Genomic DNA, 12,828 nt, shown 5'->3' with positions numbered 1-12,828 from the left:
CGTGCGCGCGGGCCCGCCGGGGCCGCCGGGCCTCGCCGGGCCTCGCGGGGGCTCGCGCGGACAGGCCGTAGGGTGGGGTTCACCGATTCGGCCCAAGGTCAGGGCCCCGCCGAAGGGATGCGTACGCGATGGCGATCGAGGTCGGCACCGAGGCCCCGGATTTCGCGCTCAAGGACAACCACGGGCGCACCGTCCGGCTCTCCGACTTCCGCGGCGAGAAGAACGTGGTGCTGCTCTTCTACCCCTTCGCCTTCACCGGCGTCTGCGCGGGCGAGCTCGGCGAGCTGCGCGACAACCTCCCGACGTTCGTCAACGACGACACTCAGCTCCTCGCCGTCTCCAACGACTCCATCCACACCCTGCGCGTCTTCGCCGAGCAGGAATCCCTGGAGTACCCGCTGCTCTCCGACTTCTGGAAGCACGGCGAGGCCTCCCGTGCCTACGGTGTGTTCGACGAGGAGAAGGGCTGCGCGGTGCGCGGCACCTTCATCATCGACAAGGAGGGTGTCGTCCGCTGGACCGTCGTGAACGCCCTGCCGGACGCGCGTGACCTCGGCGAGTACGTCAAGGCCCTCGAAGCGATCTGACCTCCGCCGGGAGCACCGCCGGGAGCCTCCGGCGGCGCGATCCGGCGGCCCTCCGGGACCCGACACCCGGATTCACCGGGCGAATCGACTGTTTCGAGCGGGAACCCGTCACTAGGATCCACTCGTTGATCCGAATGCCAACGCACGACTGGGGGCGCTGCCCCTGGAAACCACATGGAGGGACTCGTGGGAGTCAGCCTCAGCAAGGGCGGCAACGTCTCGCTGACCAAGGAGGCCCCTGGCCTCACCGCCGTGACCGTCGGTCTGGGCTGGGACGTCCGCACCACCACCGGTACGGACTTCGACCTCGACGCCAGCGCCATCCTGGTGAGCGCGGAGGGCAAGGTCCGCAACGACCAGGACTTCGTGTTCTTCAACAACCTGAAGAGCGCCGACGGCTCCGTCGAGCACACCGGCGACAACCTCACCGGCGAGGGCGAGGGTGACGACGAGCAGGTCAAGGTCAGCCTGGCCACCGTGCCGGCCGACGTCGCCAAGATCGTCTTCCCGGTGTCGATCTACGACGCCGAGAACCGCCAGCAGTCCTTCGGCCAGGTGCGCAACGCGTTCATCCGCGTCGTGAACCAGGCCGGCGGCGCCGAGATCGCCCGGTACGACCTCTCCGAGGACGCCTCGACCGAGACCGCCATGGTCTTCGGCGAGCTGTACCGCAACGGCGACGAGTGGAAGTTCCGCGCTGTCGGCCAGGGCTACGCCTCGGGCCTGCGCGGTATCGCGCAGGACTTCGGCGTCAACGTCTGAGCCGAACCGTTCCAACCGTCCGGCGCCGCACATCCCGTGCGGCGCCGGACGTGCCTCATCACCACCGGGGAGGAAACGAATCATGGGCGTCACGCTCGCCAAGGGAGGCAACGTCTCCCTCTCCAAGGCCGCACCCAACCTCACCCAGGTCCTCGTCGGGCTCGGCTGGGACGCGCGCTCCACCACCGGAGCCCCCTTCGACCTCGACGCCAGCGCGCTGCTGTGCCAGGCCGGACGGGTGCTCGGGGACGAGTACTTCGTGTTCTACAACCAGCTGCGCAGCCCCGAGGGATCGGTCGAGCACACCGGCGACAACCTCACCGGAGAGGGCGACGGGGACGACGAGTCCCTGATCGTGGACCTCTCCAAGGTGCCGGCCCACTGCGACAAGATCGTCTTCCCGGTGTCGATCCATGACGCCGACAACCGGGGTCAGAGCTTCGGTCAGGTCAGCAACGCGTTCATCCGCGTCGTGAACCAGATGGACGGCCAGGAACTCGCGCGGTACGACCTCTCCGAGGACGCTTCCACCGAGACCGCGATGATCTTCGGCGAGCTCTACCGCTACAGCGGCGAATGGAAGTTCCGCGCGGTCGGTCAGGGGTACGCGTCGGGGCTGAGGGGCATCGCTCTAGACTTCGGGGTCAACGTTTCGTAAAGCCATGTAATTCACGATGGGGCAAACAGTGGTTCTGAAAACCTTCGGCTGGTCGTTCGCCATCACGGCGCTCGGCCTGGTCGCAGCGGTGCTCTACGGGGGGTGGGAGGCGTTCGGGATCGTCGCGATCCTGTGTGTCCTCGAGATCTCGCTGTCCTTCGACAATGCCTTCTGGCAGAAGATCTTCCTCACCATCGGTGTGCTCATCGCCGTCTTCGGCATGAGGCTGGTCTTCCCCGTCGTGATCGTGGCGATCAGTGCCAAGATCGGCCCCATCGAGGCCGTCGATCTCGCACATCGACATGCTGTCGGTCTGCATCGCCCTGGTCGTCCTGGCGATCAGCGCCATGACCTTCGCGACCCAGGCCCACCAGCACGGCGGCACGCACGTCGACGCGGCGTCGACCGTCCTGCTCTCCGGCGTCTTCGGCCTCATCACGTACCTCGTCGTCGGCGGTCTCTCCGGCTACTTCGAGAACAAGCTCGAGGAGGAGGAGGAGCGCGAGCACGAGGCCGAGGAAGAGGCCAAGCGCAGCGGCAAGCAGGTCGGCGTCGTGCAGCTGGCCGGCAAGGCCGCCTTCTTCATGTTCCTCTACCTGGAGGTCCTCGACGCCTCCTTCTCGTTCGACGGTGTCATCGGCGCCTTCGCCATCACCAACGACATCGTCCTGATGGCGCTCGGCCTCGGCGTCGGCGCCATGTACGTCCGTTCGCTGACGGTCTACCTGGTCCGCCAGGGCACCCTCGACGACTACGTCTACCTGGAGCACGGCGCGCACTACGCGATCGGCGCGCTGGCCCTGATCCTCATGGTCTCCATCCGCTACCAGATCCCCGAGGTGGTCACCGGTCTCATCGGTGTCGCCCTCATCGCCTGGTCCTTCTGGTCCTCCGTACGGCGCAACAAGGCGCTCGCGGCGGCCGAGGGCGGGTCGGGTCCCTCGGGGGACAAGACCGAGGTGTCGTCCGGGGTGTGACACCCCCGGCAATGAGGAACGCTTCACTGCGGGGCGGTCGGTGCACCCGGCCGCCCCGCAGGCGTGTGCGGTGTCGGTGATCAGCGGTGCCGGCGAACAGTGGGGCCGGCGATCAGTGGGGGGTGAAGGCGGCATGGCCTTCTGGGACAACCTTTTTCCGGGGAGGACGGCGTCGCAGTTCGACTCGGGCAGCGCCGCGTCGAACACGATCGATCTGACGAAACGGCGCCCGTCCGTCTCGCTCACCAAACAGGGCGCCGCCACCGGCAACCTCCGGGTGAACCTCTCCTGGCGGATGCGGACCTCCGACCTCGAAGGACGCTCCCGGCAGAGCGGCCGGCTGCTCCGCAACCCGTCCCAGCTCTTCAAGCCCGAGGTCGTGCAGGCGCACACCCAGGGCATGGTCAACGTCGACCTGGACCTGGGCTGCCTCTACGAGCTCGCGGACGGCAGCAAGGGCGTGGTGCAGCCGCTCGGCGGCTTCTTCGGGGACCTGAACGGCGCGCCGTACGTGAAACTCAGCGGCGACGACCGCTTCGGCGGCTCCTCCGGGGAGACGATCTTCGTCAATCTGGACCACAAGGACGAGATCAAGCGCCTGCTGTTCTTCGTGTACATCTACGACCAGACGCCGGCCTTCGACCGCACGCACGCCAAGATCACGCTGTATCCGAGCAACGGCCCCCGGATCGAGATCGACCTCGACGAGCGCGCCCCGCAGGCCCGCTCCTGCGCGGTCTTCTCCGTGGAGAACGCCAAGGGCGAGCTGACGGTCCGCCGCGAGGTGCGCTTCGTGTACGGCTTCCAGGCCGAGCTGGACCGGCTGTACGGCTGGGGTCTCCAGTGGGGGCGCGGCTACAAGACCAAGGCGTAGCCGTTGCCCGCGTCCGCGGGGCCGCCCCCGGGCGGCTCTTCGGGAATGCCGGGATCCTCAGGACCGGACGAACTGGGGGCCCATCGGCGGCATCCGGAACTCCGGCGCCGGATTCTGCTCGGGAGCGGTCACCGGCTGCGGATAGCCGTACGCGGGGGCCGCGGCGGCGTTCGCCGGCTCCTGGGGGTAGCCGTAGGCGGGCGCCCGGTCGGGCATGGGCGGCGGCATGGCCGGCTGCGGGGGCACGGGTACGGGGGTGTGGACGACGGTCAGGTCGAGATCCGGGTCGCCGGTACCGGAGGCGACGGTGCCCGCCGTGGCCCCCTGGACCTCGCCGGAGGCGCCCTGACCGCCCGGGACCTCACGGAAGCCCCCCTGGGCCTCCTGGGAGCCGTCCTGGGCGCTCTGGGCCGCCTGGGCGGCCTCCTGCGCCGCGTCCTGCGCGTCCTCGTCGACCGAGATGCCGAAATCGGTGGCGAGGCCGACCAGGCCCGTCGGATAACCCTGACCCACGGCACGGAACTTCCAGCCGTCCCCGCGGCGGTACAGCTCGCCGCAGATCACGGCCGTCTCCTCGCCCGTCTCCGCCGTCACGGAGAACAGGGCCAGTGCCTCGGCGTCGGGCCCCGCCGTCGCGTCGTACAGCAGGATCCGCAGGTCGGAGACGGAGCGGAAGGTGCCGCCGTCGGAGGAGGCCGCGATCACCACCCGGTCGACGGAGGGGTCGAGGCTTCCGAGGTCGGCTTCCACGGTGTCCGTGAGACCCTTGGAGTCACGCTTCTTCGGCAGCCGTCGCACCAGGCCCGAAGGGTGGCGCGGCTGGTTGTAGAAGACGAAGTCCTCGTCGGACCGCACCCGGCCGGAGGGCCCCAGGAGCAGGGCCGAGGCATCCACGTCGGGGACCCCGGAGCCCGGGGTCCAGCGGAGCACGGCCCGTACGGCCGCGGTGTCGAGAGGGACGTTGGAGCCCTTCAGCATCGCGTGCGTCATGACCGTCATCCTGCCCTCCCGGCAGACCCGCGGACAACGCGGGGGCGTCACCTGTCGCAGGACGGCGTGAAGGACGCTGACGAGTTACCTGGATTTCATGCTCGAAGGGAACTGTGGACACCCGCACCTACGTACTATTACCGGCCACATGTCGTCAGGTTCCAGAGAGGTAGACGGGGGACATATATGCGTCATTTCGGGCACATCCCGTCCGCGGCGCGGGCTGGTCTCTTCCTTCGGGAACCGGCCGTGTTCACGGCAGATTCGCCCGCGCGCACGCTCGCCGTGGCCCTGGGGGCCACGCTCTACAGCCCGGCCACCCGGCCTCGGCTCGCCGACGACGTGCGCAAGCAGGCGGCCCGTGGAGTGGTCTCCATGGTGCTCTGCCTGGAGGACTCCATCAGCGACGCCGACGTCGAGGCGGGCGAGGACAACCTCGTACGTCAGTTCGCCGACCTCGCCGATCACACCGCCGGGACCGTGACGGACGCCGACACCGCCACGGATCTGCCCCTGCTCTTCATCCGGGTCCGCGATCCGCGCCAGATCACCGACCTCGTCGCCCGGCTTGGAGAAACGGTCCGCCTGCTGTCCGGATTCGTACTGCCCAAGTTCACCGAGGCACGCGGCCAGGCCTTCCTCGAAGCGCTCGCCCTGGCCGAGCGGACGAGCGGACGGCGTCTTTTCGCCATGCCCGTCCTGGAGTCCCCCGAGCTCCTCCACCTGGAGACCCGGGCCGAGACCCTCGCCGGCATCGCCTCGATCACCGACAAGTACCGCGACCGGGTCCTCGCCCTCCGCCTCGGCGTCACCGACTTCTGCTCCGCCTACGGACTGCGCCGCTCGCCCGACATGACCGCCTACGACGTCAAGATCGTCGCGAACGTCATCGCCGACGTCGTCAACGTCCTCGGCCGCTCCGACGGCACGGGCTTCACCGTCACGGGACCCGTCTGGGAGTACTTCCGGCCCGGCGAGCGCATGTTCAAGCCCCAGCTGCGCCGCAGCCCCTTCCTCGAAGGCCGCGCCGAGGACCTGCGCACGGCCCTCATCGAACACGACCTCGACGGCCTGCTGCGCGAGATCGAACTCGACCGCGCCAACGGCCTGCTCGGCAAGACCTGCATCCACCCCACCCATGTGGTGCCGGTGCACGCCCTCTCCGTGGTCAGCCACGAGGAGTGGAGCGACGCCCAGGACATCCTGCGGCCCGAACAGGGCGGCGGCGGAGTGCTCCGCTCCGCCTACACGAACAAGATGAACGAAGTGAAGCCGCATCGCGCGTGGGCCGAACGCACCCTCCTGCGCGCCGAGCTCTTCGGCGTCGCCAAGGAGGACGTCGGCTTCGTGGATCTGCTCACCGCCGGACTGGCCGGCTGACGAAGGGACGTCGACGACGTGGTGTGGACCGGAACGTGGGTCGCGGAGCGACTGGGCGTCGAACTGATCGGCGACGAGGCGCTACCGGCCCTGTTGGGCCTCGCACTGCGTCGCAACCCCAAGCGGGCGCATCTGCTGGTCTCCAGTGTGCTCGGCAAGCACGTGCCGCAGCGGCCGTCCGTGGTCTACGGCTCCGGCCTCGACCTCGGCCGCCGCGTCCGCGCGCTCCTCGGTGACGAGGAGGCCGCGCGCTCGGTCGTCCTCGGGTACGCCGAGACGGCCACCGCCCTGGGCCACGCCGTCGCCGACGGCCTCGGCCTCGCCCCGTACCTCCACTCCACCCGGCGGCCGGTGGCCGGAGTGGCCCGCGCGGGCGGCTTCGAGGAGTCCCACTCGCACGCCACCTCGCACCTGCTGCTGCCCGCGGACCCCAAGCTGCTCGCCGGCGACGGCCCGCTGGTCCTCGTCGACGACGAGTTCTCCACCGGCAACACCGTCCTCAACACCGTCAGGGCCCTGCACGAGCGCTACCCGCGCGACCGGTACGTCGTCGTCGCCCTCGTCGACATGCGCTCGGCCGCCGACCTCGGCCGCCTGGACGCCTTCGCGGCGGAGATAGGCGCCCGCGTCGACCTGATGTCCGGCGCCGCCGGCACCGTACGCCTCCCGGAGGGGGTCCTGGAGAAGGGCCAGGCGCTGGTGGCGGAACACGAGCGGGCGTACGAGCCGGGCACGGAGCCCGCTCCCGGCTCCGCCGCGGCCCCGCGTCGGCCCGCGCCCGTGCGCGTGGCGCTGGACTGGCCGGAGGGGCTGCCCGACGGCGGTCGGCACGGCTTCACGCCCGACCAGCGGGACCGCCTGGAGGCGGCGCTGCCCGCGATGGCGGGCAGGATCACCGAGGCGCTGCGGGCCGTCCCGGCCGCGGAGGCCCTGCGCGTCCCGGCCACCGAGCCCCTTCGGATCCCGGCCGGGGAGGCACCGCAGGTCCAGGCCGCCGAGGCCCTGCGGGTCCCGGCTGCGGAGGCACCGCAGGTCCCGGCCGCCCAGGCACAGCTCGCCGCGACGTCCGAGGAGCGGCCCGGCTCGTCCGTCGAGGACCGCTCCGGCCGGACCGCCGGGGAAGCGCTCGCCGCGACCGCCGACGGACGGCCCGCCGCCCCCACCCCGCCGCCCGCGGAGCCCCGCGTCCTCGTCCTCGGATTCGAGGAGCTGATGTACGCGCCCCTGCGCCTCGGCACCGCCCTGGAGGACGCCGGGCACGACGTCCGGTACTCCACCACCACCCGCTCGCCCGTCCTCGCCGTCGACGACCCCGGCTACGCGATCCGCACCCGGCTCGTCTTCCCCGCCCACGACAACCCCGCCGACGGCCCCGGCGAGCGCTACGCCTACAACGTGGCCGGCGCGGGTTTCGACGCCGTCGTCCTCGTCGTCGACTCCACCGCCGACACCCCGGCCCTGCACGCCCCGGACGGCCTGCTCGCCCAGCTCGCCGCGCACATCCCGCGCGTCGTGCTCGCCGTCGTCCCCTCGTACACGCCCACGGCCTCTCCGTACGTTCCGTACGACGCCACGCCCGAGGTCACCGAAGCCACCGAAGCTCCCGAAAGGAGCTCCATGCTGCCCGAGCCCCTCCGCGGCCCCGCCTTCTCCTCGTACGCACCCGAGGAGGTCGGCTGGCTGCTCCAGGACCTCTCGGACGTCGAGCTCGAGGCGCCCACCGAGGAACGCGAGGAAGCCATCCAGAGCGGCGGTGCGCACTACGCGGAGTCGCTCCCCGTCGAGTACCAGCCGAGCGACCGCTACCAGGAGCTGTTCCACGCCGCCCTGGAGACCTCGGCGGCCCGCATCGCCCGTGCCGTCGGCACCGTCACCGAGACCGTCCTCGCCGAGCGCGAGCGGCCCGGCCACCGGCCCGTCCTCGTCTCGCTCGCACGTGCCGGCACCCCCGTCGGCGTCCTCATGCGCCGCTGGGCGCAGGCCCGCCACGGCCTGGAGCTGCCCCACTACGCCGTCTCCATCGTGCGCGGCCGCGGCATCGACGCCAACGCGCTGCGCTGGCTCGCCGCCCACCACGACCCGGCCGACGTCGTGTTCGTCGACGGCTGGACCGGCAAGGGCGCCATCACCCGTGAACTCGCCGACGCGATCAAGGATTTCGAGGCCGCCGAAGGCGTCACCGGCTTCGACCCGGAGATCGCGGTCCTCGCCGACCCCGGCTCCTGCGTCCGTACGTACGGCACGCGCGAGGACTTCCTCATACCCTCCGCCTGCCTCAACTCCACGGTCTCCGGCCTGATCTCCCGTACGGTGCTCCGCGCCGACCTGGTCGGACCGAACGACTTCCACGGCGGAAAGTTCTACCGCGAGCTGGCCGGCGCGGACGTCTCCAACACCTTCCTCGACGCCGTCGCCGCCCGCTTCGACGAGGTCGGCGCGGCCGTCGACGCCGACGTGAAGGAACTGCTGGCCGCCGACCGCACCCCGACCTGGGAGGGCTGGGCAGCCGTGGAGCGGATCAGCGAGGAGTACGGCATTCACGACGTCAACCTCGTCAAGCCGGGCGTCGGCGAGACCACCCGCGTCCTGCTCCGCCGCGTCCCCTGGAAGATCCTCGCCAAGCGGGGCGCCGAAGCCGACCTCGCGCACGTCCGGCTGCTCGCCGAGCAGCGCGGCGTGCCGGTCGAGGAGGTCGACGAACTCCCGTACAGCTGCGTCGGCCTGATCCACCCTCAGTACACGAGGGGTGCGACCGGCGCCGACGGCAAGGCGGTGGTGTCCCAGTGAGTACGAAGAGGGGGACGAGTGCGACCAGCGCGACGAGTACCGCGAGTACGGCGACCGTGACCGGTAGTGCGACCGAGACGACGGGTACGACCACGAGCGTGACGCCTACGACGAAGGCCCCGATTCCGGCCCAGGCCCCGATCCCGGTCCCTACCGCGGGTCCCGCCCCCGTCCTGGTCGCGAGCGACCTCGACCGCACCCTCATCTACTCGTCCGCGGCCCTCGCCCTCGGCATGCCCGACGCCCAGGCACCCCGGCTGCTCTGCGTCGAGGTCCACGAGTCCAAGCCGCTCTCGTACATGACCGAGAACGCGGCGGAGCTTCTGGAGCGACTGACCGACGAAGCCGTCTTCGTCCCCACCACCACCCGGACGCGCAAGCAGTACCAGCGCATCCAACTTCCCGGCAGCGCAGCGAAGTACGCGATCTGCGCCAACGGCGGGCACATCCTCGTCGACGGCGTCACCGACGCCGACTGGCACGCCTCCGTGCTGCGCAGGCTCGCCGAGGAGTGCGCGCCGCTCTCCGAGGTCCGCGCCTATCTCACAGCGACCACGGACCTGTCCTGGGTACGCAAGCACCGCGTCGCCGAGGACCTGTTCGCCTACCTCGTCGTCGAGCGGGAACGGCTGCCCGAGGACTGGCTGGAGCGCTTCGGCGCCTGGGCGGGGGAGCGCGGCTGGACGGTCTCGCTCCAGGGCCGCAAGGTGTACGCCGTACCGAAGCCGCTCACCAAGAGCGCGGCCGTCCGCGAGGTCGCCCGCCGTACCGGCGCCTCGCTCACCCTGGCCGCAGGCGACTCGCTCCTCGACGCGGACCTGCTGCTCGCCGCGGACCGGGCGTGGCGCCCGGGCCACGGCGAACTGGCCGACAGCGACTGGACGGCCCCCCACCTCGACGTCCTCGCGGAACGCGGGGTCGCGGCGGGGGAGGAGATCCTGCGCCGCTTCAGGGCGGCTGCAGCCGTCTAGCCGACCGGGATCAGCCGCAGCAACCGCCACCGCAGCAGCCTCCGCCACCCCCGCCACCGCTCGGCGCGGGGGCGGCGGAGGCGGAACCGCCGACGGCCACGGCCGAGAGCAGCTTCACGGTGTCGTCGTGCCCGGCGGGGCAGGAGGCGGGGTCGGAGGACTCGGCCATCGGGCGGCTGAGCTCAAAGGTGTCGCCGCAGGTCCGGCAGCGGAATTCATAACGAGGCATGGGAACAGGCTAGAGCCTGCGGGCGGACACGGACACGGACACGGACACGGGCACGGGCACGGGACCCGGGCAGGAACACGGACACGGAGAGGGGACCCGACCTCCGGCCGCTCCCCACGCCCGCCACGCCCGCCGCGGCCCCGCGGCCTCACCTCACGCCCGCCGCGGGCCTCTCGGCCCTGCGGCCCCGCCCGGCGCCCCCCCCATCGCCCGGCTCAATGCCCGGTGGCGCCCCGTTCCTCCCTGATCAGGCCGACGACGTGCGCGGCCGTGGCCCGTACGGCCTCCAGCTCGGTCAGGAAGTGCCAGTAGTCCGGGTGGCGGCCCTCCAGAGTGTCGACCGCCCGGTCGATCCGGGCGACGGCCTCGTCGAGGGGCCGGGCGTGGCGCGGGTCGGGGCTGCTGCGCCCGGCCATCGCGAGGCGCTGGGCGTCCCGTACCGCGAACCGGGCGCGGTCGGTCTCCGCCTTCGGGTCCTTGGCGACGGCGTCGAGGCGGCGCAGCCGGTCACCGGCGGCGGAGACGGCCTCGTCGGTGGAGTCGAGCAGCGCGCGGACGGTGGACAGCAGTGAGGTCGCGTCCGGCCACCGCTGCTCGGCACGCGCCTTTCCGGCCTCGGCGAGCCGCTCCTCGGCCTGTCGCAGCGTGGTGGCGGCCTGATCGGGCACGTGCTGGAGGTCCTGCCAGCAGGGTGCGGTGAACCGCCGCCGCAGCTCCGAGAGGATCGGTTCGACGCCGCCGGTGCGCGTGGTGAGGGCCTCGGTGCGGGTACGGAGGGACACGAGGCGCCGGTCGATCTCGGCGGCCCGCTCCGGCAGCCGCTCGGCCTCGACCCGTACGGCCTCGGCGTCGCGCAGGACCTTGTCGGCGCGCTGCAGGGTCTCGGGCACACCGTGCCGGCCGGCGCCCTCGTTGAGCCGGGTGAGTTCGGGCCCGAGGGCGGCGAGCCGGGCGGCGAGGTCGTCGGCCCGCAGCCCGCTCTCCCGTACGGAGTCCAGGGCGCCGCTCGCGCCGCGCAGGGCCTGCCGGGCCCGCTCGACGGCGGGGGCGAGGCGGGCGAGCTGGGTCTCGGCCTGTCCGAGCAGCGGGGCGAGCCCCGCCTCGAAGCGGTCGAGCTCCCCCTTCACGCGGTCCAGCTCGTCCTTGGCGCGGGTCAGTTCGGCGCGGGCCCGGCCGGCGGTCGCGGCGTCGAGCTCGTCCCGGTCGAGGTCGTGGGCGTCGACGGCGCTGATGTAGGTGTGGCTGACCTCGTCGATACGGCGCCCGAGTGCCTCGAAGCCCTCGACGGCGCGGCGCGTCTCGGGGGAGCTGTCGACGGCGGTGATGGTCTCGATGGAGATCCGCAGCCCGCGCTGGGCGGTGTCGAGCTCGTAGAAGGCGGAGGCGGCGGCGTCCTTGGCCGCCTGGGCCTCGGCGCGCTGGCCCTCGCCGCGTCCGCCGAACCAGCGGCGGGTGCCACCGCCGGCGAAGGCCTGCGGCAGCATCACGCCGACGAGCAGCGGAAGGGCGAGGGCGAGCCGGATCCCCGACATCCCCGGCCTCGCGCCGTCTTCGGATCGGGTCTGCCCCCGGCTTGGCGCGTCACGACGCCGGACGCCGCTCGCCCCCCTCGCGTCGCTCGCCGCCACGTACCTCTCCCGTGCTGTGTCCGCAGTGCCCGGTCCGGTTCATTCTCCCACCCGGTAAGGACGAACACACGGGCCGGTCAGTTCGCCGTGAGGACGGAGATGTCACCGTTGTCGCTACGGGCGCTCACGGAGTGGCCGCTCTTGTCGCGGCGGGGGACGTCGATCCGGACCTCGCCGTTGTCGCTGGCGCCGGTCACCTCGTACTCGGCGGTGGGGAGGGAGACGTGGACGTCGCCGTTGTCGGTGACGACGTCGACGCGGCGGGGGACCGAGCCGAGGGCGATGCGTATGGCGCCGTTGTCGGACCGGGCGACGACCTCGGGCGCGGTGGCCCCGTCCTCGACGGCGACGTCACCGTTCTCGGTGCCCAGGTCCAGCGCTCCGCCGGCCTTGCGCACGCGCACGTCCCCGTTGTCGGAGCGCACCTTCATCGGGGTGGCGAAGCCCTCGGCGGTGACGCGCCCGTTGTCGTTCTCGACGGTGACGGCGACGTCGCGGGGGACCTGGATCCGGTGGATGGCGTCGCAGTTGGCGGTGACACCGTCACAGCGCACGCGCAGGGTCAGCTTCCCGTCGACGAGCTTCCACTCGGGCTCGGGCCCCGACCCCATGAACACCCACCCGTCGACCTGCCGCTCGACGCGCACGTCGTCGATGTCGGCGGGGGTGATCACGAGCTCGGAGTTGTCGGAGTCGACGGTGAGCGCCTCGCCGCCGAAGGCGAACGTCCTCCGCTCCACGGGCGCCCCCTCGACATCGTTCGAGCCGCACCCGACGAGCACGAGCGAGGCGACCAGCACTCCCCCGGAGGCGAGCAACACCTGGAACGGACGACGGACAGCAGCCATGACGCGGAGACCCCCACAAGAAACCGGAAACGCGGACAGTCCCCCGACCGTACGACCCCACCACCCGCCGTCACGATCCGGCGACCCACCGTCCCAGAGGTGGGGCTACCCCCCCACCGGGAGGTATCGGTTTGCAG

The 12,828-nt window shown here is 71.7% G+C and carries 11 protein-coding genes and 1 pseudogene; 8 read left to right on the top strand and 4 right to left on the bottom strand.

What is annotated here, in order from left to right; translation table 11 throughout:
* Window positions 1-128: 128 nt before the first annotated feature.
* The 5 genes and pseudogenes from IF00_RS0125530 to IF00_RS0125510 all read left to right on the top strand — a co-directional run bounded on the left by IF00_RS0125530 (window position 129) and on the right by IF00_RS0125510 (window position 3,858).
* Entirely contained in the window at window positions 129-587 is a 459-nt protein-coding gene (locus tag IF00_RS0125530) for a peroxiredoxin (RefSeq protein ID WP_030321819.1), read from the top strand.
* Window positions 588-773: 186 nt separating this feature from the next.
* Window positions 774-1,349: a TerD family protein gene (locus IF00_RS0125525; protein WP_015033386.1), complete on the top strand. Its 576-nt coding sequence runs from the start codon at window positions 774-776 to the stop codon at window positions 1,347-1,349.
* 82 nt (window positions 1,350-1,431) lie between these two features.
* On the top strand, window positions 1,432-2,007 hold the full coding sequence (locus tag IF00_RS0125520) for a TerD family protein (RefSeq protein WP_030321817.1): 576 nt from the start codon (window positions 1,432-1,434) through the stop codon (window positions 2,005-2,007).
* A 28-nt stretch (window positions 2,008-2,035) separates the two neighbouring features.
* Window positions 2,036-2,984, top strand: a pseudogene (locus IF00_RS41570) (DUF475 domain-containing protein).
* 133 nt (window positions 2,985-3,117) lie between these two features.
* Entirely contained in the window at window positions 3,118-3,858 is a 741-nt protein-coding gene (locus IF00_RS0125510) for a TerD family protein (protein WP_030321815.1), read from the top strand.
* Window positions 3,859-3,915: 57 nt separating this feature from the next.
* On the opposite strand, the gene IF00_RS0125505 is transcribed toward IF00_RS0125510, so the two are convergent.
* Window positions 3,916-4,857, bottom strand: a complete 942-nt coding sequence (locus tag IF00_RS0125505; RefSeq protein ID WP_030321813.1) for a TerD family protein — start codon at window positions 4,855-4,857, stop codon at window positions 3,916-3,918.
* 177 nt (window positions 4,858-5,034) lie between these two features.
* Between IF00_RS0125505 and IF00_RS0125500 the strand changes: the two genes are divergently transcribed.
* The 3 genes from IF00_RS0125500 to IF00_RS0125490 all read left to right on the top strand — a co-directional run bounded on the left by IF00_RS0125500 (window position 5,035) and on the right by IF00_RS0125490 (window position 9,986).
* On the top strand, window positions 5,035-6,228 hold the full coding sequence (locus tag IF00_RS0125500) for an HpcH/HpaI aldolase/citrate lyase family protein (protein ID WP_030321811.1): 1,194 nt from the start codon (window positions 5,035-5,037) through the stop codon (window positions 6,226-6,228).
* Window positions 6,229-6,246: 18 nt separating this feature from the next.
* Window positions 6,247-9,015 (top strand): phosphoribosyltransferase domain-containing protein, encoded by a 2,769-nt coding sequence (locus tag IF00_RS0125495; RefSeq protein WP_037639042.1) that lies wholly within the window; start codon window positions 6,247-6,249, stop codon window positions 9,013-9,015.
* Between the two features lie 122 nt (window positions 9,016-9,137).
* A complete protein-coding gene (locus IF00_RS0125490) occupies window positions 9,138-9,986 on the top strand; it encodes an HAD family hydrolase (RefSeq protein ID WP_425338341.1) in 849 nt (282 codons plus the stop codon).
* 10 nt (window positions 9,987-9,996) lie between these two features.
* Here IF00_RS0125490 and IF00_RS0125485 read toward each other — a convergent pair whose 3' ends face one another.
* The 3 genes from IF00_RS0125485 to IF00_RS0125475 all read right to left on the bottom strand — a co-directional run bounded on the left by IF00_RS0125485 (window position 9,997) and on the right by IF00_RS0125475 (window position 12,691).
* Window positions 9,997-10,215, bottom strand: coding sequence for an FmdB family zinc ribbon protein (locus tag IF00_RS0125485; RefSeq protein WP_030321806.1), 219 nt, complete (start codon window positions 10,213-10,215; stop codon window positions 9,997-9,999).
* 215 nt (window positions 10,216-10,430) lie between these two features.
* Window positions 10,431-11,747 carry a hypothetical protein gene (locus tag IF00_RS0125480; RefSeq protein WP_030321804.1) on the bottom strand — a complete coding sequence of 439 codons (1,317 nt, stop codon included), beginning with the start codon at window positions 11,745-11,747 and terminating at the stop codon, window positions 10,431-10,433.
* Window positions 11,748-11,920: 173 nt separating this feature from the next.
* Window positions 11,921-12,691: a DUF4097 family beta strand repeat-containing protein gene (locus tag IF00_RS0125475; protein ID WP_030321798.1), complete on the bottom strand. Its 771-nt coding sequence runs from the start codon at window positions 12,689-12,691 to the stop codon at window positions 11,921-11,923.
* Between the last annotated feature and the right edge of the window lie 137 nt (window positions 12,692-12,828).

This window comes from Streptomyces flavochromogenes (assembly GCF_000717595.1).
Classification (GTDB): domain Bacteria; phylum Actinomycetota; class Actinomycetes; order Streptomycetales; family Streptomycetaceae; genus Streptomyces; species Streptomyces flavochromogenes.
The sequence above is the reverse complement of the archived record's forward strand: the minus strand, read 5'-3'. Positions and strand labels throughout refer to the sequence as shown.